The 23,833-nt window shown below is 47.2% G+C and carries 21 protein-coding genes; 7 read left to right on the forward strand and 14 right to left on the reverse strand.

Translation table 11 applies throughout. The annotated features are described in order from the left end of the window. Positions 1–399: 399 nt before the first annotated feature. Complete coding sequence (gene galE / locus AMM48_RS05190) at positions 400–1,386, forward strand: UDP-glucose 4-epimerase GalE (protein WP_102783198.1); 987 nt, start codon at positions 400–402, stop codon at positions 1,384–1,386. Continuing rightward, positions 1,383–2,582, forward strand: coding sequence for a UDP-4-amino-4,6-dideoxy-N-acetyl-beta-L-altrosamine transaminase (pseC, locus tag AMM48_RS05195; protein ID WP_102783199.1), 1,200 nt, complete (start codon positions 1,383–1,385; stop codon positions 2,580–2,582). Before galE ends, pseC begins: the two co-directional genes overlap by 4 nt. Before the next feature lie 36 nt (positions 2,583–2,618). On the opposite strand, the gene AMM48_RS05200 is transcribed toward pseC, so the two are convergent. Both AMM48_RS05200 and AMM48_RS05205 read right to left on the reverse strand, forming a co-directional pair. Then, a complete protein-coding gene (locus AMM48_RS05200; RefSeq protein ID WP_102783200.1) occupies positions 2,619–3,470 on the reverse strand; it encodes a glycosyltransferase family A protein in 852 nt (283 codons plus the stop codon). A gap of 3 nt (positions 3,471–3,473) precedes the next feature. After that, on the reverse strand, positions 3,474–4,244 hold the full coding sequence (locus tag AMM48_RS05205) for a class I SAM-dependent methyltransferase (protein WP_102783201.1): 771 nt from the start codon (positions 4,242–4,244) through the stop codon (positions 3,474–3,476). 329 nt (positions 4,245–4,573) lie between these two features. Between AMM48_RS05205 and AMM48_RS05210 the strand changes: the two genes are divergently transcribed. Both AMM48_RS05210 and wecB read left to right on the forward strand, forming a co-directional pair. Continuing rightward, positions 4,574–5,773: a glycosyltransferase gene (locus AMM48_RS05210; protein WP_146030377.1), complete on the forward strand. Its 1,200-nt coding sequence runs from the start codon at positions 4,574–4,576 to the stop codon at positions 5,771–5,773. Further along, on the forward strand, positions 5,770–6,942 hold the full coding sequence (wecB, locus tag AMM48_RS05215) for a UDP-N-acetylglucosamine 2-epimerase (non-hydrolyzing) (RefSeq protein WP_102783203.1): 1,173 nt from the start codon (positions 5,770–5,772) through the stop codon (positions 6,940–6,942). Before AMM48_RS05210 ends, wecB begins: the two co-directional genes overlap by 4 nt. Here the strand turns inward: wecB and AMM48_RS05220 are convergent. The 7 genes from AMM48_RS05220 to AMM48_RS05250 form a co-directional block, all read right to left on the reverse strand. Further along, positions 6,875–8,356, reverse strand: coding sequence for a lipopolysaccharide biosynthesis protein (locus AMM48_RS05220; protein WP_102783204.1), 1,482 nt, complete (start codon positions 8,354–8,356; stop codon positions 6,875–6,877). The two genes, wecB and AMM48_RS05220, sit on opposite strands and share 68 nt — an antisense overlap. Further along, positions 8,357–9,106, reverse strand: coding sequence for a class I SAM-dependent methyltransferase (locus AMM48_RS05225; protein WP_102783205.1), 750 nt, complete (start codon positions 9,104–9,106; stop codon positions 8,357–8,359). Further along, positions 9,103–9,882: a GNAT family N-acetyltransferase gene (locus tag AMM48_RS05230; RefSeq protein ID WP_158246427.1), complete on the reverse strand. Its 780-nt coding sequence runs from the start codon at positions 9,880–9,882 to the stop codon at positions 9,103–9,105. Before AMM48_RS05230 ends, AMM48_RS05225 begins: the two co-directional genes overlap by 4 nt. Positions 9,883–10,172: 290 nt before the next feature. Next, positions 10,173–11,507 carry an O-antigen ligase family protein gene (locus AMM48_RS05235; RefSeq protein WP_102783207.1) on the reverse strand — a complete coding sequence of 445 codons (1,335 nt, stop codon included), beginning with the start codon at positions 11,505–11,507 and terminating at the stop codon, positions 10,173–10,175. Next, positions 11,485–12,711 carry a glycosyltransferase gene (locus tag AMM48_RS22065; RefSeq protein ID WP_146030378.1) on the reverse strand — a complete coding sequence of 409 codons (1,227 nt, stop codon included), beginning with the start codon at positions 12,709–12,711 and terminating at the stop codon, positions 11,485–11,487. Before AMM48_RS22065 ends, AMM48_RS05235 begins: the two co-directional genes overlap by 23 nt. Before the next feature lie 14 nt (positions 12,712–12,725). Next, positions 12,726–13,532 carry a polysaccharide deacetylase family protein gene (locus AMM48_RS05245; protein WP_158246428.1) on the reverse strand — a complete coding sequence of 269 codons (807 nt, stop codon included), beginning with the start codon at positions 13,530–13,532 and terminating at the stop codon, positions 12,726–12,728. Between the two features lie 129 nt (positions 13,533–13,661). Beyond that, positions 13,662–14,840 carry a glycosyltransferase gene (locus AMM48_RS05250; RefSeq protein WP_102783210.1) on the reverse strand — a complete coding sequence of 393 codons (1,179 nt, stop codon included), beginning with the start codon at positions 14,838–14,840 and terminating at the stop codon, positions 13,662–13,664. An 823-nt stretch (positions 14,841–15,663) separates the two neighbouring features. On the opposite strand from AMM48_RS05250, the gene AMM48_RS05255 reads away from it, so the two are divergent. Beyond that, complete coding sequence (locus AMM48_RS05255; protein WP_102783211.1) at positions 15,664–16,440, forward strand: class I SAM-dependent methyltransferase; 777 nt, start codon at positions 15,664–15,666, stop codon at positions 16,438–16,440. On the opposite strand, the gene AMM48_RS05260 is transcribed toward AMM48_RS05255, so the two are convergent. From AMM48_RS05260 to AMM48_RS05270, 3 genes are all read right to left on the reverse strand, one after another. Continuing rightward, positions 16,388–16,909: an Lrp/AsnC family transcriptional regulator gene (locus tag AMM48_RS05260; protein ID WP_102783212.1), complete on the reverse strand. Its 522-nt coding sequence runs from the start codon at positions 16,907–16,909 to the stop codon at positions 16,388–16,390. The two genes, AMM48_RS05255 and AMM48_RS05260, sit on opposite strands and share 53 nt — an antisense overlap. A gap of 136 nt (positions 16,910–17,045) precedes the next feature. After that, positions 17,046–18,113 (reverse strand): hybrid-cluster NAD(P)-dependent oxidoreductase, encoded by a 1,068-nt coding sequence (locus AMM48_RS05265; RefSeq protein ID WP_102783213.1) that lies wholly within the window; start codon positions 18,111–18,113, stop codon positions 17,046–17,048. 4 nt (positions 18,114–18,117) lie between these two features. Beyond that, entirely contained in the window at positions 18,118–19,299 is a 1,182-nt protein-coding gene (locus AMM48_RS05270) for an aromatic ring-hydroxylating dioxygenase subunit alpha (protein ID WP_244271123.1), read from the reverse strand. Between the two features lie 217 nt (positions 19,300–19,516). Here AMM48_RS05270 and AMM48_RS05275 point away from each other — a divergent pair, with 217 nt between their 5' ends. Together AMM48_RS05275 and AMM48_RS05280 are read left to right on the forward strand one after the other, a co-directional pair. Further along, on the forward strand, positions 19,517–20,395 hold the full coding sequence (locus tag AMM48_RS05275; RefSeq protein WP_102783215.1) for a LysR substrate-binding domain-containing protein: 879 nt from the start codon (positions 19,517–19,519) through the stop codon (positions 20,393–20,395). A 341-nt stretch (positions 20,396–20,736) separates the two neighbouring features. Beyond that, positions 20,737–21,717: a nucleoside recognition domain-containing protein gene (locus AMM48_RS05280; RefSeq protein ID WP_181951550.1), complete on the forward strand. Its 981-nt coding sequence runs from the start codon at positions 20,737–20,739 to the stop codon at positions 21,715–21,717. 12 nt (positions 21,718–21,729) lie between these two features. Here AMM48_RS05280 and AMM48_RS05285 read toward each other — a convergent pair whose 3' ends face one another. Both AMM48_RS05285 and AMM48_RS05290 read right to left on the reverse strand, forming a co-directional pair. Further along, positions 21,730–22,905: an alpha/beta fold hydrolase gene (locus tag AMM48_RS05285; RefSeq protein WP_244271124.1), complete on the reverse strand. Its 1,176-nt coding sequence runs from the start codon at positions 22,903–22,905 to the stop codon at positions 21,730–21,732. Continuing rightward, positions 22,796–23,725, reverse strand: a complete 930-nt coding sequence (locus AMM48_RS05290; protein WP_102783216.1) for a hypothetical protein — start codon at positions 23,723–23,725, stop codon at positions 22,796–22,798. Before AMM48_RS05290 ends, AMM48_RS05285 begins: the two co-directional genes overlap by 110 nt. Positions 23,726–23,833: the final 108 nt, after the last annotated feature.

A 23,833-nucleotide genomic window follows, 5' to 3' on the forward strand; every position in this document is an offset into this window, starting at 1 on the left:
GATCCAGTTCGGCCATTTAAACCCTTTGCATTAATCTGATCCATTTTGAAGGGGTCGCTTTCTGCGCGGCAAGGAATAGAACTTGCGCGCCACGGGGCTAAGGGCGCTCACTCCTAGGGCAGAAGAACTCTATCCGAAGGACTTTTTTGGCAGCGTTACAGCGTTTGATCGAAACGCCACACCGCTCTTCACGCTACTCGCTGCCAAAGGAAAACTCAAAAAAAGAAAAATGAACTGGATGTAATGTAATAGGACTTATTGGTGGCCCCAAGACGCACATTATTCAAACAGTATAAGAATTTTGCTCTGTACCTTATGCGCTTAGAAAGTTAGTTATTCAGCCTTCTGCATAAATTTATGTGTCTCGACTAAAGTTACAAAAGTGGGCACCATTATCCAATGAAAAACATACTTGTTACCGGTGGCGCAGGTTACATCGGTTCACATATTTGCTTGAGATTACTGGAACATGGATATTGCCCGGTCGTTCTCGACAATCTTACAAATGGTCATAGGGACTCGGTCCCGATCGAAGCTTCATTTGTTCGTGGAGACATACGTGATCGCGCAACGTTAGATCATATTTTTATAGATTATAAACCGATTGCCGTAATTCATTTAGCCGGGTTAATCGAAGCAGGTTTGTCGATGAGGACACCTGAGGACTTTTACAATGTTAATGTAACAGGATCACAAGTTCTGTTTGCGTCAATGCGCGCCAACGAATGCTATAGTATAGTATTTTCTTCAACCGCAGCCGTTTATGGAAATTGCTCCCAACAATTGATAGACGAGGAGCAACAGATAAGACCAACCAACCCTTATGGACGCTCCAAAGCCATCGTAGAAACAATCTTGCAAGACTACAGCGAAATATATGGCTTCAAAGCACTTGCACTTCGTTATTTCAACGCTGCGGGTGCCGACCCCAATGCACGTGCAGGAGAAAGACACACTCCAGAAACGCATCTGATTCCTCTAGCGCTTCAAGCGGCCGCTGGCATTACTTCTGGGATGCAAGTATTTGGAACGGATTATAACACCTTGGACGGAACCTGTATCCGGGACTATATTCATGTCGATGACCTTGCTAAAGCACATATTGATGCTCTCAATTTTGTTACCAACCAGCATCAACCAAATTTTGACTACATAAACATTGGCACGGAGTCAGGTGCATCCGTGCTGCAAGTTTTAGAACTATGCCAACAGATAACTGGGAAAAGTTTCGAGATTAACTATCAAAAACGTCGAGACGGAGATCCTGAACGCTTGGTTGCAAGCGCCCAAAAAGCTAAAAGGTTGCTTAACTGGACGGCAAGGTTCCGAAACCTTGAAGAAATCATTTCCCATGCTTGGAGCTTTTTCGAAAGCCAATCAAAATGACGCAAAAATTTATCCCATATGGCCGACAATCAATTGATCAGGATGATATAGAAGCCATCGTTAAAGTGCTTAAGTCCGATTACCTTACAACCGGCCCAGCTGTGAATGAGTTTGAAGGTCTGCTTGCAGATAAAACGAGCTCCAATTACGCAATTGTATGCAACTCTGGTACGGCCGCACTGCATATGGCAGCTCATGCAATCGGTCTTTCTAAGAACGATGCTGCCATTGTCCCATCAGTAACATTTCTAGCCTCTGCCAACGCAATGACATTTACTGGAGCTAAAGTCATTTTCGCGGACTGCGATCCAGCAACAGGGTTAATGACCAAAGATCACCTAGAAAATGCCATTCTTCGTGCAAAGAAAGCTGGCCTGTGCCCCAAAGTTGTAGTGCCTGTGCATTTAGCCGGGCAACTCTGTGACATGGAAGCAATAAGCAAAGTTGCGCGGCGCGAAGGCATGTTTGTCATCGAAGATGCATGTCACGCGATAGGCACAACTTATGGCCCCAACCTCGAACACGTCGCAGGTGACTGCAAGTGGTCAGACTTGACAGCCTTTTCTTTTCATCCTGTGAAGACCATTGCGATGGGTGAAGGTGGAGCGGTTACGACCAATTCGAGTGACTTTGCAAAGAAGCTTGAGCTTTTTCGGAATCATGGGATCACCCGTAAGCCAGAAGAGTTTATCTCAGAAGATGCAGGCAAGGACCGCTCGGGCGAATGGGGTAGTTGGTACTATGAAATGTCTCAACCAGGCTACAACTACAGGGCATCTGACATTCAGTGCGCTCTTGGCAGCAGCCAGCTTAAAAAGCTCGATATGTTCGCAGCCAAGAGAAGAGAGTTACGGGAAAAATACTATTCTCTAGAGAACAGCCTGCCGGAAGGGATTAGGCTAGCTAATCGCGTTCCCAATTGCTCGCCATGCCCTCACTTAATGATTGCACTCTTTGACAACGATTTTCTAGGTAAAGGGCGTAATCACGTGATGGAAAAACTGAAAAATGATGGAATTGGTACTCAAGTTCACTACATCCCTGTTCATCTTCAGCCTTACTATCGCACACAAACAGTAGGAGTTGATTTTTCAGGCACACTAAGCTTTTACAATTCCTGCCTTTCACTTCCGATCCATACTTCAATGTCCCCAAGAGACATTGAAGCCGTGGTTTCGTCTTTAAAAAGCCTGTAACTCCCTATTTGTCTGGGTACGGGGAAAAAAGATAAACTATTTCTTCTTAAAACGGGCGGAATGCGCTCGAGAGAATAACGTAGAAACCAAAAACCTGAACAGGGTTTTTGGCAGAAGACGATACAGAGCTTCCCAACCGAAATATAAGAACAACGGTCTAGTTGACCCAGAGTGACGCCATATTTTCCACATAGCGAACAGCTCCTTGCCGGAGTAGAGACCTGCATGTTTTTCACGAATAAACATCCACAAGTCGACATGTTTCCGTCGAGATATACTGGCTAGCATCGCCGTTGATTGCACTCGGTAGTGGAATAACGGGCGCTTAATGACCCCCCCCTTATAACCAGCCTTGCCTAACCGGATATTCCACTCCCAGTCTTCATACCCTTTGCGCATCAACTCATCATAGCCCCCCAAATCCTCCCAAATTTTTCTGGGTTGAAGAATGCAGTAGGGAAGTTGATTTAAGAACAACTGTTCAAAAAAGTTATAATGCTTTTCCAAAACTCCAGATGACTCTGCCTCCAGAGACATCCAAGAAAACATGAAGTCGATACCTTCATTCTCAGTAATCAACTTCAAACCCATCTCCAAGAATTCAGGCTCTAACCAATCATCGCAATCAAGGGGAAGAATGTATTCTCCTTTAGCAGCAGCGAACCCTACATTGCGAGCACGCGGCAAACCTTTGTTTTCCTGCCTTATGAGAAGCACCCTACTTGAAATTTCGTCCAGGAACTTGATGGTTTCGGGATTGTCGGAACCATCGTCTACAATGATGATTTCCAAGGGTTTGACTGTCTGGTTGAACACAGACTGAACAACCTGATCCAGGAAAGCGTGCCCATTATAGCAAGGAATAACGACAGAAACTGAAGGCAACATCCCTCATTGTCCCGTTGGTTTATCGGGATGACAAACTGCCCATATTTCGCCCCAAATTGTTTTCAAGCTATCAATTTGAACTCTGGCACGCTGTAACTCACCCTCGAACTCGGCGACAGTATGCTCAACAAAATGAGTCCGATCGTTAAAATAAGTTATCCCAAGTTCCTTTCTAAGTGGAACATGCCACTCACGCTGAAAAGCGGGGACACGGATCAGAATTTCCCCTGGAGACAGGACATCAATAATTCGACTTAGAAAGGCTTGACGATCCTCGATATGCTCCAATACATTTGAGAGAATAACAACATCAGCGGCTCCTTTCGGCAGAACTTGAAACGCATCACCAAATATGAACTCGAGATTTTTAGGGTTATCAGCGGATGCTGCCTGTCTAAAACGGTACTCATCCATCTCGACACCGCAGACTTCACTACCAGGTACATTCAACGCTATAGATCGTGCAACTGCTCCATTTCCACAACCAATGTCAACAACACGACTACCCTGCTGAATGTTTTCGACGAAGAAGTCATGATATCGCATTAAACGATGCTTGGGATGAATTCCCCCCTCGTATGACATTGCCCGCTCAGACAACAATCGCTCCAAGTTATCCTTTATGGGGTACAAACGTCTTAACGCTGCGGCTGGCTGCCCTATACGGGACTCAATCATAAGCAGTCCAAAGATCAGCCCCCCCCTCGCCTTTCCTGGAATTAAACGAAATATCCATGAGACAGCTACGACGATCCACAAGACAAATGAGCGCATTATAAAAATCCAAAAATTGGTGTTTATATAAATCAAATCGAAATTAGGAATCCAAACTGAATGTTAGTACTATCCCAAAAATAAGATTACACTCTTACTAATGAGAAGCTTCCGATCAACATCAAATTTTCCTAGCGGATCAATTGTGATCCAATTGACGAATTCCCGAAAAAGTCACTATGCTTTATGCTTCCCAAACGAGACAAGTGCACTAGCTTTCAAAAATTCGAGCTACAAAACAGGCCTGCAAATGGCATATTGCTAATAGCTAATTCGAGAATTTAGGCTCATTTCTACATAAATTTACACCCATTAATTGGTGATGACTATTGTCGAATTTGTTAATCATTGTTGTGGCTGCACGCATATCTGAGTGGATCACGAAAGGTGAAACACCTTATTCATATCTCAACCCTGGTGGGAAATTCTCCAGAGTAGCAATAATATCTCTTTGCCCAGATGCACCTGATACGGAAGAAATAAAAAAACTTTGCGGAAGTGCATATGCCGAATTCTATACAACTAATCTTATGACTTTCCAAGGAATGCTAACAACATTATTTATCCCACAACTTATTAAAAAGTACATAAACAAACACTTGGACCTAAGCTTTCATGACGTAAAATCTGTATCAGTCAGAGCTTACGGAGATACTTTTGCGGGAACTGTCGCCGCAATCATTGGCAAACAATACGGATACAGAAGTGTTGCCAGCATTCACACCTGCCATTTAACCCTGCCAAAAACTGAAGCCATATCCATAAAACATCGTTTGATCCGATTTTTTGAGTATTTTCTCAGGCGATACACTCATAAAAACATTGATTTTCTGGCGCCAGTTTACAGCCCAGCAGTTAACACCATTTCAATGAAGTACAGAGAAAAAACTGTTCTTATCCCTAATTCGGTTGGCGTTCGGGACTGCGATACAAAGCGTTCCTATGTTCGGAAATCTTCTTTTCGATTAATTACTGTTGGTAGACTTATTGATGGAAAATCAGTATTTCCAATTTTGAACGCAATCAAGAATTGTGAGAATTTTCATCTCACAGTAGTGGGTGATGGTCCGAATAGGTTTCAAGTGGAGCAATGGATAGAAAGATATAACATGTCACAAAGGGTGACTCTAATTCCACGAATACAAAACATTATACTTGTTGAACAATTAAAAAATTTTGACGCCTTCATCGCCTTCACTCTTTTTTCAGAAGTCCCAAAAACAGTAATTGAAGCTGGTTTGGTAGGCCTGCCTATTGTACTGAATGAACTGCAGCAAGGACGTCCAATCGAATACAAGGATGCCTCTATAGTGTGGTGTTCTGGCACCCCGCAAAGCTTCCTGTCTGCTCTCGTTGAACTGGCTAGTGATGAACAAAAATCAGAACTATATGGGCAAAAGACAAAGAACGCTTTTAAACGAATTTTTGCCCCCGCGACTTGCAACGAAAAGATGTATCACTTGCTGACAAATGAGATGGAAAAGACACAAAAAGCTATTCCCCGACATGAAGAGGCCCAGACAAGATGAATAAAATTGCGATTATCGCAGGAACACGCCCAGAATTGATAAAACTAGCTCCAGTTGTTCGGGCCCTCCATATCTTAGTCGGCAAGAACAACGTCACCTTTTACTGCACAGGGCAACATCGAAAACTTCTAGATCAAGCGGTTGATAGCCTGAATATACACGTAAATATCGATTTCAAATTGATGACAAATACGCAATCATCGGGCGATATTCATAAAAGAGTTTTAACTGTACTTGAAAAGGAGTTCGCGCAGAACCGTCCAGAAATTCTAATAGTTCAGGGAGATACCGCATCAGCGTTTGCAGGAGCGATGTCCGGTTTTCTGCTAAACATTCCCGTGGTTCACGTTGAAGCCGGATTACGAACCCATGACTTAACCAACCCCTGGCCCGAAGAGGGGCTAAGGCAAATGATAGCACGCATAACATCCCTACATCTAGCGCCGACAGATCAAGCCAAGGATAACTTAGTCAAAGAGGGCATTCATTCCGACAAAATTCATGTTGTTGGCAACCCCGGTATCGACAGCCTTGTGCTTGCGAGACAAGAACCAAATGCTCAACTTCTCTTAAAGCCAGTCAAGGGCGGCAGTAAGGAAAAGCTTATACTTATAACTATGCATCGCCGAGAAGCTTTGGATGGTCATCTGGATCAGTTTTGCGTCGAATTGGCTAAAACCATAAAGCAACACAGCGACAATAGATTTGTATGGCCACTACATCCAAATCCTAAAGTGCGTGAAACGGTTAGAAGACATTTTCCTGAAGGGGACAAGCATTTAAATTTACAACTTATAGAGCCCTTACCATATCAAGAAATGATCACTATGCTCGACTTTGCAGATTTAGTGATCAGCGATTCTGGTGGAATGCAGGAGGAAGCACCATATTGCGGTGTTCCGATCATCGTGGTCCGAGACGTCACGGAACGCCCCGAAATCATAGACCTTGGACTAGGGTGCCTCATAGGGTCACAAGCTAAAAACCTGAGTGAAGCCGTAACAAATCACCTGAGTGTTCGCCCACAACCGAGCGCCACAGAAAAATGGCAAAAAATACAGGGGCACGGCAAGGCCGCAGACCGTATAGCAGAGCATATCGTCAACTTTGTAAACCAGAGTCAGACAAGTGCTTGTAAACACAATAAACACCGCCATAAAACAGAATAAATAAACATGCCGATCCAACTAAAATTTCGTTGTTTCCGCTTAATTGAAGAATTTGGACCAAATATTTAACTAAGCCGAATACAACAGCGTTGACGGCAAGAATGATGAAGGACGGTAGTGTCTCCCATACGGCACCTGGGAATCCATTTCGGTTGGCCAACACACAATAAGTAAATGCCAAAATCACCTTCCCTGAGAGAACGCCCAGCGCAATTCCTGCTATGCCCATACTCGGGCCAAGATAAATCGCTATTGCAAACCCCAACAATGAACTGATCAGGGTTGAAAACATCAATCTTTTGCCTGAAGAAACGGATACAATGAAGTACTCCCAACCTGTCGCAAGTTGATTTACAAATACTGCAGCACCAAGCAGAAAAACGACGCCTGACATATCCGTTGCATTGCTGTTCACCAACAGGGAAATAGCGGGGTCTGCGATTAAAGCGAGCAAAAATAGTGTAGGTAACCCAAGCTCAACAAAAGTCATGGTGCGCTGCTGAACAATTTCACGACAACGCTGATAATTCGAATGATGTGTTTGCTGAACTATCTCTGGAAACAACAACCACCATAATGGGGCGCCGAGCGCAACAATTACAGAAAGAAGCATTACGGCCGCTGTATACTGCGCAACCACCTCCGCCCCCAAGTAATTCCCTACGATCAAGCGGTCCCCTAAGTTTCCAGCCCATTCAGCAAACCCTGCAAGCATAAAAGGAACACCTGAAATCAATACTCGCCAATTTGGATTCTGACAGCGTCCATTGTCCGATTTTGAGTACAGCAAGAACATTACGATCATTACCACTGCGATCACGCAGAGCTTTGTGAGCACTAAAACTGCAAGTGCAGACCACAATGAAAGACTACCCGCAAGAAAAACAAGAGCTAGAACACATAGATGCAAGGCTAAAGCGCTTAGCTGCACAATCAACGAATAACGCACCCATCTCATCGCCCTAAAGTACTCTTGAACAAGAGCTTCTATTGCGACGACCCATGCTAACGCTGACACTGCGAGAACAACGGAAGAGGATTTAACAGCCATACTTAGGGAAATCAGTGAATTGATTTCTCCAGAAAACACTAACATTACGCCAGCAAGTAACACGCAAAGCAAAGAAACAAAACTGATCGAAAAAACTAGTAAGCCCCACCCCTGTTGCGGCTTTGGTCCGGCAGCAACTTGTCGAATAACCGTATAGCCGAGGCCGGCAGAAATGATTGGCACGAAAGCAAAAGAAAGACTGAGAATTTGAGTGTAGCCACCGAACACTGCTGCCCCTAGCGTCCAAGACAGCAACGGTGTAACAACAAAGCCGCTACCACGTGCTGCAGCCTCTGCTATAAATCTTAAACCAAGATCACTTTTCCAGAACCGCAACAATCGTCTTGCGCAGGGCGTCTTCACTTAGCCGCCTTTCTTTCTCAAAACCAGATAGTAGCGATTTGCAAATATTGGGAGCAATTTACTACATCGTCCATCCAAGTCGGGGTATGCGCCTTTCTTATGTATCCTGTCACGCAATCTTGTGACTTTATCAATATAAGGAAGTAGCAATATCTGACTGAGGATACCCGTTGGTATATCCTCTAAGGTCTGACACCCAAGCGCATGAACCAATTTACCAATTTGGCGCCGCGACATGGGGAAAATGCCAGGAAAACCACGTTTTAGATAAAACCGTCGCCAGTATAACCAACCAAGATTCCAAACATTACCAATATCAAGGATTACAATCCCACCCGGCTTAACAATCCTGACCATTTCTGAAATTGCAGTTTGCTGATCAGGAATCAACAATAGCGTTGCGTAACTCCAGGCAAGGTCGACAGTTTCATCATGAATCGGCAACTCCAGGGCCGATGCCACGACAGGAGTTGGGCGACTTTCTACTTCAGCCAAAAGATAGTCGGGCCGCTGTTTCAGCTGTTTAAGCATGCCCTCACTAATATCCACGCAAATTGTTTCACAGGCAACTTTCAGAGCAGCGTCAAGAGCGTGACGACCGTTTGCTCCACCTATATCAACCACCCGGTCACCATGCTTCGCGTATTTCTCTATGAGATGCCATTTGAGCCACTGCGGATATTCTTCACCAATTTCGGTCTCATATACACTGGCACAGGCATCAAAGTGCTGTTGCTCAACCTTATTCATGTAGCAGCGCCCCCCGATCGAAACTGCCGAAGTATTTCGAGCACGCCCTCCAGGACTGGTTGATAGACGATTTTCCCACGATAGTAGGGATACAGCTCTCCTCCGAATGACTTCTTAAAGTCGTTCAGACCTTTCAGCTTCCCATTTGGCGCTGAAGGAAAGGCCTCCCCGCATTCTAGGTATTCCAAACCAGCCTCACTAAAATGCTGTATTGACTTCCACATTCCATAGTCGTTCGCGCACAACTTAAGAGCGTCCTCGTGACTGGCAACGGTCCAGTAAAGTGCTGTATTTTTATAGATCAAAAAATTTTGGATCGTGAGAAGATTACCATGGTCGCGAACAACACAACTCTTACATAGCCCTGCATCAGCGACTTCTGAAAAAAGAGACTGAAAGTATGCCTTCGGATGCGGAGAGATAGAGTTGCGCATGCAAGTTCTGATATGAAGGTCATAATACTGATCGCAAATATTTGAGTTTGGAACAACAATATCTGCCGTAAGACCATTGCGTTCGGCCTTTTTAATTTGCTTCCTGCTTCGATGCTCAAGACCATTCCATAATCCTTCTAGCGCCCTCTCCCTAATCGATAACACCCAAGACTGTGTCGATGTATCCTTGATACCAAAATAGCACATTGGATTTGGGAATGGACGATCGATGCACAGTAACTGAGGAACAAGCGGAGCATTTGAAAAATCACATCTACGAACCTTCAGAGAAATTGCGAGAGAGCGGATGGTAGCTTGGATTATTTCCTGTACCTTTTTCAAAGAACGTCTTGGTAGTTCCGAAGATAATGCAGGCCCACCTGTACTCTCAAAGTGCCCCCCGACGCATGCGTTAAGAAACCTCGGCCTTACAACAACTAACGGCACTATTGCGACAATCTGGTCCGAACGGGATCTATCCCGCACACAAAAACTGTGATCCTCCGTCCGCAACCACTGACTTCTTGCGTTTAACAATTCTGTTCGGTGCCACGCCCAGGCAGACGTGAATGTATCAGCGGCTGTGTCCCAACATGCCCTGTCACAATCAGAACGTAAGACGACCTCATACATCAGGTTTCAATCCTTCTGCGACATCGACGCTGAAAAGCAGAACTCAGCCCCAGAAGGAAAAAGAGAATTAAATGGATATAATGAAACCTCGTAACGCTCAGATCAAACAACTCAGCAACCAACAGGCCGAACACGACTGCATTCAAACATAACGTTTGCAAATCCTTTGAATGTTCAGCCGTAGTTACCTTATCTCCAGAAATAAGCGGCCTTACCCATAGAGCAGAAATTAAAATTGCACCTAAAAAACCTGTCTCAACTATTGCATTCAGAATGACCGAATGAATTGCCATTACATCTGCTTGTTTTCCAAATACCACCTCAGCACCCAGACCGAAACCACTTCCTATGAACCAGTTCTGCGAGGCTATCTCAATTGCTTTAAGAAAACCATTTCCTCTCTCACCCAAGCTTAGAAATTCTTGTCTACTTCCATCAAACATGTTTGAGATTTCTTGTGAAAACTCAGCCCAAACAAAAATAAGAACAATTGAAAATAAAAAGACTAATATAGCCGAAGGCACGTTGAATATTTTTGTTCTTAAACGTGGAGAAATAATAAAGTATGCGTATGATGAAATTACGAGTAACAACGACATTCTGGACCCAGAAAGCAATAGCCCTAAAACCATCATAACCAAAAGAAACACATAATTTTTAGGCATATCTTTTTTAATTAAAGTCAAAAAAATCAAACAAATTGCAGACATTATTCCAATTCCATTTGGGTTCGGGTAGAAACCAGAAAATCTCTGCAATTCAATCAACTCGTTGTTAAATAAAATGCGCCTCTGACCAAGAGACTGAGAGAATTCGAGCCCAAATAAAAAAAATGTGCCATGTCTTACGTTGGGATCAGTATTCGTAATTTCTGCGATCCAACCGGCCAAAGCGTAAAAAATAGAAATTAGTGTGATCAAACACATCCCAAGAACAAAACCTTTTAATATTTTTCTTGGATCTGCACACGAATACGCCGTGAAGTAAACCAAGCAAGCTGGAACAAGCGCCAGTGTTGCTCTTTTTAGAGAAAGTATAGGGTCCTGCCCCACAAAACTGGAAATTACAGCAACAGCACACCATAAAAGGAAAAGAAGGCAACTTTGGTTTAATGAGAGACATTTAAACTCAGAAAATAATTCAGAAAATCTAAAATTGGCAAAGGCTATCAGCCCCACAAAAAGCCCCACAAACACAATGAATTGCAGTGCACCAGATAACTCAATGTATTCGTAGTTAACGCGAACACGCATAAACGGTAGTAGAGTAATAACCCCAATGAAAGCTCCCAACACAATTGGGGGAGCACTATTATTTTTTAGAAACTTTCTCATCTAGCAAACATCCAACCAAGTCCCGAAATTTTCGCCCGACACAACTAGCTTCGTAGTTAGATAGAGTTAATGCGGATGGCGAATATTGACACTCTCTGGCATTTAACCAATTTCGGATCGCTCCAGAGATACCATATACGTCTGAGGGATCCGCAACTATCCCGTCTGCCTTTCGAGTAATGTCGCACACCACCCCGGAGCGGCAAAGAGATAGGATAGGCGTACCGCTGCCTAAATAATCAACAAGCTTCGAAGGAAGATAAAAACTACTCCCTTTCCCAGGAGCATCCACAACTACGAGTAAATCTGCATCCTGCATCTCGCGCAAAGCATCCAGATGAGGGATTTGGCCCATGTACCTGACATGCTTTTTTTTACGTCCACCATTCTGATCTTCAAGCTCGACATAGGATGGATGCCAAGCACCAAACACTTCAAGAGTGATGTTAATTTGACTTTCGAGGTTCAGTCGATTTATGGCCGAAAATAATGCATCGGGCGTCCTAGCTCCATAGAACGACCCAAACAGCCGAAGCGTGACAGATGAGCCAAAACTTTTTCTTGGGGACTTTTTCCTCGCATAAAGGGAGGCATCGAACGAGTGAGGTAAGATCGAGGACTTCGCATTCAGCGCAAAGTCACCATTTGTAAAGTGATCTCGTAAACCTTCCGTCGGGAAAATAAGGCAATCAGCACATTCTAATACTTTTCGCTCCTGCATTTCGCTCCAATTTGAAAACACCGGAACGCTCACTTGATGATCTGCATTCGACCAAGGATCTGAAAAGCACGCAATCCAAGGAATCTCCGGATTTCTTCGTTTAAGCTTTAATCCAACAAGGTGTGAGGAGTGATATTGTGAGCGCGTCACGAAACAATCATATCTCTCCCGAAGCAAAAGTTTTCGCGCTTTGGAGGAAACGACATTATTAAGTACAATCCAGCGGTCAGGCCGAAACGGCAAGCGCGGAAAATTGCTTATTTTTCGAATTAATGTTGACGCACCAACTCGAATCACTCGGCCGGATATTTTCTCGGCATAATTCCCCATTTCACTGTCAAGAAATGGGCCGATCAAACCATTATCGAGCGTTAAAACATCAATCTTACAATCAGGTACATTTCGCAACAGTTTTGCAGTTACAAAGCCTTCCGGACTGACCGTAGGGGGATAACAATACCCGAGGATAAGCAAACGGGGCATATTAGTAACGGACATCATTTCCCTGTATGAGCCAAAGACAAAAATTCGCAGTCATCTAGAGTCATGCAGCTAAACTCTGAAAAACACGACAACGCATGCAGCACATCGGGCTCATTCACAATATCTGCCGGATCAAAGTAGAGGTTTAAGACTATTGGTAATTCGGCTTCAAACAGCTTCCTGTAACTTTCCAATTCTCTGAGCAGCTTTTGCTTTCCGAGCGCATCCGGTGCCGACAAAAAACCCCAACTATCCATCAACTGTGCTGGTTTACTTAGGCAACCATTCAATGGCAGCTCAACGAGACCTTCTCCACAGTTGTAAACGCTACCGTTCAACATTCCGAACACAGGCTTGGTGGAACTTGAAACACGATACCCCAATGAAGCAAGAAAAGAGTACATCTTAGAAAGTTGCTCTTTCTTGTTAAACTCTCCAAAATGTGGCGTTCTAAAGACTGTGGGCGGAGTGCCTGTCAACTTCGTTAGCACGTCATGCCCAAGCAAAATGTCATTTTTCCAAACATCATCGGGTACGTTGCCATAAGTAAATGTTGAAAACGGCTTTCCTGTCATCTCATTAATATCTGCATGACGTCTATAGCCATGATTTACGAACTGAGCCCCCAAGTCGAGGAGCTTAAAGTATTCCCCCCAATACGTTTCAAGCAGTTCTCCCGGCACAGCATAAAATGCTGTCATGCCAAATTTCTGAAGATACTCTTGAACTCGCACTGCCGCTTCAGCATCACGATCGGTGTCGCAGTCAAAAGAAAGTAAGATTACAGGCCCAGCCAAGCCGGCACGCCGCGCCCAACTCAAGAGCTTCATCCTATAAAACATCGGCCAAACACGGTTTACCGCTCTCAATGCAAGCATATGTGAGTGGTATATCATTTCAGAAAAACCCCAGAAGAACCAAACGGACGGCACACAAAAATACGTTAACAATCACATCATTTTAGAATGACCCAGCGAACGATAAACTGAACGATATCCTTCTGCTGATTGCTCAATAGAAAAACATTCTCGGACACGTTTTTTACCCGCAAGCCCCATTTCCTTAGCAACTCTTGGGTTTTGAAGTAAATAAGCTATCGCCTTTGCAAGTTCTTTTGGTGCTTTCGCGGGGACCACCAAACCTGTTTCTCCATGTACTACAGCTTCTGGATTCCCTCCTACATCAGAAACAATCATAGGCAAGCCTGCCGACATTTCTTCGATTACTGCGTTTGAAAAACCTTCCTCATGAGATACCAGCACTCCAATATCTACAGCCGCAAGGTAATGATTGACGTCAGTTCTTTTGCCAACAAAATGTAACCTTTGATTGACACCCAACCTCACGGCCAGATTTTCTAACTCTTTCTTCATACCAACGCTGTCGTTACCAATTACAATCAAGTGCCAATCCGGTAGCGTTGGGAAACTCTTAGACAGGAAGCCGCATGCCTCAATGAGGTCTTGATAACCCTTGTATGGAAGCAGGTTAGCAACAGCTGCAAGCACAACAGCATCCAATTTTATTCCAAGATCGGCTCTTACGGCAACATCTCGCCTACTGACATTTTCTGTCTCGTCAATACCGTTATATACGAGCCGCAGTTTTTCAGCAGGCACATTTTCCATGTATTCTAACTGCTTAAGGACCGCTCTTGAATTGGCGAGGACGACTGACATCTTTTTGTGCAGAAAGAATTCTACTTTGCGAACCCATTTTGGATACTTTTCGAGATATTTGTTCATACTGCGACGACTCATAATCTTTTTGGAGCCCACATGCAGTAACGAAATAGGGGCCAACATCAGGTATGAAGCTGGTAAGAAAAAATGGACAACATCGGGGCTGCGAAGGAACAGATACCAACAAAAAAAAGCACAGGTCCAAATAGTGGTAAGCGGCTTAAATATAATAGGAATATGTGCGAACCAGCCGCTGATCGGGGGCGTAACAACTTCAATTCCACATCGTCGCATTTCCCCAGATAACTCTCCAGGGCGTTCAAAGCAGAATATCGACATACTAAACTGACTGCCCACAACCATAGGCAGAGTTCTAAGCAAATGAGTTTCAGTCCCCCCCCGCTCTAGAGATCTAATTACAATAGTAATTTTCATAGAATCAGTCATCTGGGTTATTCCGGACAATACATGTCGACATACCTATAATCCGTCATTCATTTTGGCAACCTTAACTGCCTCAAACGAGGCTAACATTAAAAAATGCCGTTTCCCTGCGACTTTCGGTTACTTTACAATCTTTATAGCTCATACAAAAACTTACTTTTGTCATCATCAAGGTTTCACTTCATACCTCCGGTGTGTTTATGATCAAACTCTAATTATATCAATAAGTTTAATGATAGCTTGAATTGTTAGCCAGCTTAGAAATAGCTAACTGTTTGATACTACAAAACTTGGTTAAACATGGACATGGGCTAGACACTTATGATTAATTTATAAAAATCATATCTCCAGTCACCATTCGGTCAATGTTTCCTTCCCCTAAACACACCAAGTAACTGAATTCAGCATTTTATAACCGAACTCGGCGTTAGAGAAATTATGAACTAATATTGATGTTCTTTGCGAAGCTGTCAGATGATCGAAACCAAAGAAATAAAATCATGTTGTGTTATGTTTTGTCCATATATAGATCTCTCATCCTCCATTCGAGACAAAGCTCAAAAAAACTCAATACGAAAAGGCCCGTACAAACTCGATTAAAGTTGACGCGATTAGCGCACTAGTGAGCAGTATGTTAATTTTTCTGGCATTTGATTCTATTGAAAATTTATTGTAGACCCGGCGAAAGTAGAGGTTCATTTCTTAAGTATAATGTCTATTTTCCCATGCAACAAAGATCCACAATCACACGCTGACATTCCTTTTGCTCTATGTCACAGTTCACACTAAAAGTGAGTCCAACACCTTAAACTGATCGAGTATCACAATGCGTGCCGACTATGCAAAAAGAGCTGACTTAGCCTTAAGCGAAGAACAACAATTAGACAATCACTGGACTGAGAACTGGGAGAAGATAGGAAACAAACGCCGGTCTCAATGGAGAATTAAAGTCCGACCTGAGTACAAGATTGTTCGTAAATTCGCTCCGCCGGCAGGAAAGAACATCCACGTACTCGATGGAGGATGCGGCCTTGGGGAATGGTGCCTTTTACTTCGTGACTTGGGATATGAACCTTATGGACTAGATCTGAGTACGCCTACAGTTGAATCCTTGAGGGCTGAGTTCCCTACAATGAATTTTGTGAGAGAAGATATCCGGCATACCTCTTTTGATGATAACTTCTTTGACCTTTATATTTCCTGGGGGACTTTCGAACACTTTGAGAATGGACTCCAAGGATGCTTCAAAGAAGCACACCGCGTATTGAAACCCGGTGGAACTTTGATTATTAGCGTACCATTTTACAATAAACGACTTATGGAAATCGATGCTAAACAAGGTAAACCAGAAAAAAGCGGTGAAAACGAATTTTATCAGTGGCGCCTAGAACCTGATGAACTAAGCGAAGAATTCAAAATTAATGGCTTTGACTGTAAACATGTAGAACCGATTTATACCAGAGAGGGTATCGGACGGCATCTGCATCATAAGTATGGTATCCCGTACGGCAATTTCACGCGATTTACGTCTATGATTCTAAATCCATTTGCTAGTCCAAATAAATTTGCTCATATGCTGATAGGCGTAGCGACCAAAACATAAATCGGCGCTCAAAGAACGAGCCTCGCGTGCTCTTTAGTATCTCTGTCACGATGTAGGTGCGATACCAGACGACGTTTTCGTCAGCATCAAATAGCGTGTCACACAGGGCTGTGTATTCGGCCATGTCTTGCATGTGCAGGATTAGAACGCCGGTGACCTCGCCTGTCACCAGATAGCATTGCCGGACAGCGGCGAGTTCGCGGGTTTTGCGGATGAAATCGCGGCGGTATTGATTGCCGTGGCGGTGGAACTCAAGATTGATCACCGCCGTGAGCGGCCGCCCGACCAAGGCCGGATCGACCACCGCAACGGTTTTCAAAATCACGCCGGTTTCGCGCAGCTTGGCGACGCGCCGCAAACAGGCCGATGGCGACAGGCCGATTTTTCCGGCCAGATCGGCATTGGGAATATCGGCGTTTTCCTGTAACAAACGCAGGATTTTGGTATCGATCTGATCCAGTTCGGCCATTTAAACGCAACTCCAAAGCACAAAATAATTAAACAACGCTGTCACATTGTGGAGAATTGCGCAAATTCGGCGCGAATGCCCGCAGGCAAAGCCCTACTACACCATGCTGCCCCATCACTGGCTGTGCAGGACTCCGTCAGGCATCGATCTTGATTTGGCCGATCGGGTTGGAGCAGCAGGCAAGGATGTAGCCGTCTTCGATGTCTTCGTCCGTGATCCCACCATTATGGACCATATGCACCTGTCCCTCTGTCTTGCGCACTTTGCATGTGCCGCAAATTCCCATCGAACAGCCAGATGGGATGACCAGCCCGGCACTGCGCGCCGCGGCAAGAACCGTATCGGTTTGCGTGCAGTTTGCGGTGATACCTGATGCCAGAAACTCGATCACCGCATCGGTTTTCTCGTCTGGAATCACATCATCGGGGGTTTCTTCTGCGTTGATTTCCGGTGCCTGGAAGCTTTCCTGATGATAGCGATCCATATCGAACCCAAGACCGATCAACACTTCGCGCACGGCCTGCATAAAGGGTTCCGGCCCACAGCAGAACACTTCACGTTCCAGATAATCCTGCGCCATCAAGCCCAGCATCAGCTGATTGAAGGTCCCGAGATAGCCGGTCCACGGCTTGAAAGGATCGGTTTCCTCGACAACCCATTTCAAGTCGATGCCATTAATTCGCGACGCCATATGTTCAAGCGCTTCGCGGAAGATGATATCGGAAGGTCGCCGCCCGCAATTGACAAACACAATGTCAGGATCACGCCCGGAATCATACAGATTTGTGGTCATCGACATCATGGGCGTAATGCCAGACCCCGCAGAAATAAACAGGTATTTTGGCGCCGAATGATGCACCAACGAGAAGTTCCCGGCCGGGCCCTTGGCGCGCAGGCGCATCCCCGAACGCAGGTTATCAAGCATCCAGCGTGTGCCAACCGATCCGGCCTGTGCCTTGACCGTCACAGTCAGTGATGTCGGCCGGGAGGGCGAGGAGGAAATCGTGTATGTCCGATAAAGCGGCCCCCCGGGCACCGGAAGTTCCAGTGTAATGAACTGCCCCGGATCATAGCTGAACAACGCGCCAGAAACCGACTGGAAACAGAACGTCATCACGTTGGGGGCTTCTGGCAGGAAGGAAACACATTCGAGTTCTTCGGAATCAGACCAGAATGCAAGTTTTGGTTTGTCCATTACCGACATCAGATTACTCCGCTGCGATCTGTTCGGCAGCGCCGAGCTTGTCTGTCAAAGTTTTGAGGTACCAGTCAACGAACTGAATAACCCCGCCTTCCTGTGCAACGGAGTAAGGACCGACCTGATACGCCGGTGTCAGGATTCCACGCTGGTTATTCTCGACAACTTCCTGATCCTCGGCATTTGTTGCCAGCCACACCTCGGTCAAGCGTTTCAGATCGTAATCACGCCCTTCCTCGGCATCCTTATGGACCAGCCATTTGGTGCAGACCTCGGTTTGTGTCGGGCTGATCGGGGTGACCCGGAAGACAATCGCATGATCGGCCAAAAAATGATTCCATGTCGTCGGATACAGGTATTTCAGAAGTGACCCGGCATCCTTGAACGGAATGGACGAATTCGGACGGGCCACCGCGGCCTTGGTATCAAGCGTATAGCTTTCAGCCGCCCCGACCAGCGGCACGCGGACAAAACGCCATTCGCCGCCATCTGCTTCCTTAAAGGCCGACGGCACACCGACGGCCTCGCACCGAGTGACGTGGTTATCAAGCTCGGATGCCAGTTCGCCGTCGCCGCTATTGCCGATTTTACGCGCATCCTCGGGGAAAGAGCGGCACAAAGACGGATGGTTACCCCCGCAGTGATAGCATTCGCGATTGTTTTCCCAGACGAGCTTCCAGTTCCCATTTTCAACAATGGTGCTTTCGAACGCGACCTTTGAGTTTTCCAGATCATGGGGTGCCAAGTATTGTCTGGCCATGGTTTCAAATTCCGTCAGGTCCGGTGCCTGGTCTGCCAGACAAATATAGACCAGCCCATGGATCGTCCGACAGTGGACCGGCATCAACCCGAACTTGCCAGCATCAAAATCCGGCCCCATTTCGCGCGCCCATAGCAACGTTCCGTCAAGATCATATGTCCATTGATGATACGGACAGACCAGTTTGGGGTTCCGTCCCTTTTTGGCCTTGCACAGAATGGATCCACGGTGACGACAGGAATTGTGGAAAGCGCGGATGACGCCATCATTGCCGCGCACGATCACAACCGCATAGGCGCCGACCTCATAGGTCACATAATCGCCCGCCCGGGGAACCTCGCAGCTTGGAATGGCGAACAGCCACTCCTTGTAGTGGATATGTTCCAGGTCGAGATCAAAGACCGAACGGGACGTGTAAAAAGGTTGTTCCATGGAATATCCGGGGACATGACGCGCCAAGATATCTTGAATCGAATGCGGGAAAGCCAGCATGGCAAACATCCGTCTGCTAAGGGTTCAAATCAACCAAAAGTGTGGACTTCATGGGTGTTTTTTCAATAGTATTAATTTTCATGCTGGTTTAGCTGAACTAACCTGAGATGCATTTCGGCACGACGTGATGTCATGTGCCCGATTTTGGGAGCCACACGTGCAACGGCCCTATGATCTTTCATCAATCAATGCCTTGATCTGTTTTGAAGCTGCGGCACGCAACCTGAGCTTCAAAACAGCCGCACAGGAAATGAATGTCACGCCTGCGGCCATCAGCCATCAGATCAAGGCCCTTGAAACGGATCTTGGCATCAGTCTGTTCACCCGACGCAATCGCGGCGTTGAGTTGACGGAAAAGGGGGCATATTTACTGTTCGCCCTGCAACGCGGGTTTGAAACGATATCAGACACAGTCACGCAGTTGCGCGATCAACCCGAAACCGTTGACGTCACCATCCGCACCACAACAGCGGTCAGCTCATTGTGGTTAACGCCAAAGATTTCGGCATTCTGGCGGTTTTACCCCAACATCACCGTTTCACAGATCGTCAGTGACGTCCCGGGCATGACGGGACGTTGCGATTTAAGCATCCATTACAGCAACCCAGACGACGGCAGCGACGGTTATCACAAACTGTTTCAGGACAACATCATTGCGGTTGGAACCCCGACCTTGCAGGCCGAACACAATATACAGACCATCGAAGACCTTTTGAACGCGCCGCTTATTCATGTTCACAATGATGAGTCGGGCTGGACAAGCTGGTCAGACTGGTTTGCGCAATTGGGATACCCCGCACCAAAAGGACGCAGCTTTCATCTCAACAATTACATGATCGCCCTGCAAGCCGCCCAGGAAGATGTCGGTGCGATGCTAGGGTGGGACGGGCTTATCGGTCCTTTTTTGGAAGACGGACGGCTTGTCCGGCTTGTTACGCAAAACATGCCATCCCCAATGGAATTTTACTTGCAGGTCCATCCCCGCGCATCGGAAAAAGCCCGTATCTTTGTTGACTGGCTGGTTGAAGCTGCGTGATGTCACACATGCCGGGCATCACCGGTCGCACCAGATTTCTGCTCCATCAGATCAATATAATTAATGTCAACATCGCGGTCCTTACCCCGCGCCTGTGGCCACTGCAATCCCCTTTAAGTTGAAGCCTTTCATTTTGGGACGCTACCACGTTTACGCAATTCAAAAGCGCTATATACTTGTAAAACGCTTAGATATTGTGTGAATTTGCGCAAAATCGCTGCCACGGGGGCATGCCCGTATGGCATCATCTGCGCAGTTAAACCGCCCTCGCCCGCCTACGAAAAAACCGATATACACAGCCCCACACACAGTCGATAGCCCCACCTGCGAAAGCCCCACGCATGACACGTACCCTGCAACGTTATATTTTTGATCTTATCAACCGCAGCCAAAAGCTGTTTGTCACCCTGATGAAGGTGATGTTGCCGGTGATGGTGATTGTCCGTATTGCGCAGGAATTTGGCGCGATTGATGTGGCATCTGAACTGCTGACCCCGGTAATGTCCTTGATTGGCTTGCCACCCGAGGCCGGTTTGATCTGGGCGACCTGTGCACTGGTTAGCATGTATGGCGCTGTCGGCGCCTTTATCGGATTGGCCGGAACCCTTGATATGACGGCCGCACAGCTCAGTGCGCTGTGTGCGATGATGCTGTTTGCCCATGGGTTGCCGGTCGAACAGGCGATTGTCAAACGCGCCGGTGCCAGCTTGATTGCGACCACCGCACTTCGTATCGGGGCGGCGATTGGCTATGGCGCGCTGGTAACATGGATCAGCAATGCGACCGGATGGTTGTCCCAACCAGTTGATTTTTCATGGATGGCCGGGGGCGACGTTGCCAGTGCGGCAACCGGGCTTGCCGGTTGGGGTGAATGGCTTATCCAGACGCTTAAATCACTTGTCGTCAGTTTTGCGGTAATTACCGGGCTTCTGGTGATTTTGGATGCCATGAAGGTCACTGGCCTGACCGATAAATTCACCCTTGCGATGTTGCCCATCCTGCGGGTATCGGGCCTGTCGCGCGATGTTGCGCCGGTGACAACGATTGGGGTGTTGCTGGGCCTGACCTTTGGCGGGGCGCTGATCATTGATGAAGCACGCCGAAACAACTATCCGCCGCGTACTCTTTTCCTGTCGTTAAGCTGGTTGTCGCTGTCGCATTCACTGATTGAGGATACAGCAATCATGTTGGCCCTTGGGGCCGATATCTGGGTCATTCTGGTCGGGCGGGTGATATTGACCCTGATCATTATTGCCCTTCTGGCACGATTGACCCTGCGCTGGGACCGCAAACCCGATCAGCTGGCAACCGATACCGCCTGAGCCGCATCAGGTTTATTGCGCCAGCCATTCGACCAGCGGCTGCCATGTTGATTTTTCCGCCCGTGATCCGACCATCATGCCGATGTGCCCGGCGGAGGGGTGCAGTTCGGAGCGGATGTCTGCGGGCAATGCATCAAACAGTGCCTTGGCACTTTCGGGCGGAACAATCCGGTCACTTTCGGGGATGACGGCAAGCGTTGGACAGCAGATGTCGGCCGGATTGATATCAATGCCGTCAATCTGCCACTGCCCGCTGGCCGGTTTGTTTTCGACATACCAGCCGATCAGACAATCAACCGCCACCCGGCGCGTCAGCGGCACGCCATCATTAAGCCAGTCTTCCAACCCAACGAAATCACGTGCCTTGGCCGATTTGGCGGGCATTTGTTCGAACCGGCGGAACTTTTCGCCAATCATGAACGGATCAAGGCTGGCAAACAGGCTTTGCAGCACATCAACCGGCAAGATGTCGTGAATGGCCAGCATATGGGGCAATGAGGGTGCGAAGGCTGCGGCAATACGCGATTGCGCTGGACCGGCGGCCATGAAATCCCACGGGGTGGCCAGAAGGGCGAGTTTTTTGACCTGTGCCGGATCGAGCAAGGTTGCCGCCAAGGCCAAAACACCGCCCATGCAGTAGCCAATCATCGGCACCGGGCCACCATTCATGTCAGCAACGTCTTGCAGGGCCATGACCAGACGTCCGGCGATATAATCATCAAGCCCGAAATTCACCTCATCCTCGCCGGGATATCCCCATTCGACCAGAAGCGGTCGATAGCCCGATTTGGCCAAGAAGCGCGCGAAGCTGCGTTTTTCATTCAGATCAAGGATATAGCCGCGATTAACCAAGGACGGCACGAGCAAGACAATCCCGTTGGGATTCTTGCTGTTTTTCGGGGCAGTGACGCCGTAATCAAATATCTGCGTTGAGCCGTCTTCCCAGATCACCGGCACATCATCGGCATTACGCCGATAGTCATGACGTTGATAGGCGCGCACCCCGTCATGAAAGGCCGCATGGCGGTCAAAGGCGACACGGTCGAGCGCCTGTGCCACATCATCAGGGTGATAGGCTTCAATCTCGCTCAGAAGGGTCTTTGCCTGTTCCCGAAGGTCGGCCTTCCAGGGCAGCAATTGTTTCTGAAAGATCGGTAATGCGGCGCGCGAGCTGAGCCAGCTCGTCATCTCGACTGCCATGTGCATCGGAAGCGGCCTTGGCCCTGCCCGTCTTTGATTTTCCCGTTTGGGTGGCAGTTTCTTTTGCCGTTGCGGGTTGATCATTTTTTCCCTGCCCCTTTGCCGGTGTTGTGCGGCCTGCTTTTGCGGTTGGTATGGCGTCTGATGTCACATCATCCTGGCTGTCGGTGCCTGACGACGTCTTGGTCGTATTGTCTGTCGTGTCTTCTTCTGGCGTTTTCGGCCCTGTCGTGCCCGGCGATCCGGAACCGGACATGCCGGTCATGTTGGGCGGAAATGGCATTCCCGGAAACGGGACACCGGGAAATGAACCACCGGCAAACGGCGGCACAGGAAGATCGCGCGCGGCTTTGGCCATCTGGTCCATCATTGCCTGCAACGGATTGTCCACCGGCAGTCCCGCGATCGGGTTTGCGGACATGCCGGGCATTGCCCCCCCGAGTTGCTGGCCCATTGCCATCTGACCGATCAGATTGCCCCATGCCTCAAATCCTTCGCCCATGCGCGAGGTATCAGCCCCAAGGGAGGCATAAAGACGCCCAATCGCACTGGCGGCCTGCGTGCCATCGACAGTTGTTGCGACCTGTTGACGCCATAGATCAAGAAAACGCTGTGCCAGTTGATCAAGATGATCATCCCCGTCAAGCTTTTGATCTGGTGATCCGGCAAGCTTTTGATCCGGTGCCGGGTCCGTGTTTGTGCCCGACCGTTCTTTGCGGGTCGCGGTGCCTGTCTGTTTGCTGGTGCTAGCACTTGCTGTGGTACTGACCTTGGTACTGGCGTCGGTACTGGTTGTCTTGTTTGACACCCTTGCCGCCTCCTGATGCTGTGTGGCAGATCTGCTCTACTATAGAAGGATGCGACGCACGGGAAAATGAAATCCCTTGCTGTGCCGCAACAAACTGTATTCGGGGTT

Origin of the sequence: Thalassospira sp. GB04J01 (assembly GCF_000751115.1) — a bacterium.
In the GTDB taxonomy this organism is placed as follows: domain Bacteria; phylum Pseudomonadota; class Alphaproteobacteria; order Rhodospirillales; family Thalassospiraceae; genus Thalassospira; species Thalassospira lucentensis.

Excerpts from the sequence above, each read along its gene's own strand:
- AMM48_RS05255 (WP_102783211.1), top strand. The coding sequence starts at position 15,664 with ATGCGTGCCGACTATGCAAAAAGAGCTGACTTAGCCTTAAGCGAAGAA.
- AMM48_RS05235 (WP_102783207.1), bottom strand. The coding sequence starts at position 11,507 with ATGAGAAAGTTTCTAAAAAATAATAGTGCTCCCCCAATTGTGTTGGGA.
- pseC (WP_102783199.1), top strand. The coding sequence starts at position 1,383 with ATGACGCAAAAATTTATCCCATATGGCCGACAATCAATTGATCAGGAT.
- AMM48_RS05225 (WP_102783205.1), bottom strand. The coding sequence starts at position 9,106 with ATGAATAAGGTTGAGCAACAGCACTTTGATGCCTGTGCCAGTGTATAT.
- AMM48_RS05250 (WP_102783210.1), bottom strand. The coding sequence starts at position 14,840 with ATGACTGATTCTATGAAAATTACTATTGTAATTAGATCTCTAGAGCGG.
- AMM48_RS05265 (WP_102783213.1), bottom strand. The coding sequence starts at position 18,113 with ATGTCGGTAATGGACAAACCAAAACTTGCATTCTGGTCTGATTCCGAA.
- AMM48_RS05260 (WP_102783212.1), bottom strand. The coding sequence starts at position 16,909 with ATGGCCGAACTGGATCAGATCGATACCAAAATCCTGCGTTTGTTACAG.
- wecB (WP_102783203.1), top strand. The coding sequence starts at position 5,770 with ATGAATAAAATTGCGATTATCGCAGGAACACGCCCAGAATTGATAAAA.
- AMM48_RS05205 (WP_102783201.1), bottom strand. The coding sequence starts at position 4,244 with ATGCGCTCATTTGTCTTGTGGATCGTCGTAGCTGTCTCATGGATATTT.
- AMM48_RS22065 (WP_146030378.1), bottom strand. The coding sequence starts at position 12,711 with ATGCCCCGTTTGCTTATCCTCGGGTATTGTTATCCCCCTACGGTCAGT.
- AMM48_RS05200 (WP_102783200.1), bottom strand. The coding sequence starts at position 3,470 with ATGTTGCCTTCAGTTTCTGTCGTTATTCCTTGCTATAATGGGCACGCT.
- AMM48_RS05270 (WP_244271123.1), bottom strand. The coding sequence starts at position 19,299 with ATGGAACAACCTTTTTACACGTCCCGTTCGGTCTTTGATCTCGACCTG.
- AMM48_RS05280 (WP_181951550.1), top strand. The coding sequence starts at position 20,737 with ATGACACGTACCCTGCAACGTTATATTTTTGATCTTATCAACCGCAGC.
- galE (WP_102783198.1), top strand. The coding sequence starts at position 400 with ATGAAAAACATACTTGTTACCGGTGGCGCAGGTTACATCGGTTCACAT.
- AMM48_RS05285 (WP_244271124.1), bottom strand. The coding sequence starts at position 22,905 with ATGACGAGCTGGCTCAGCTCGCGCGCCGCATTACCGATCTTTCAGAAA.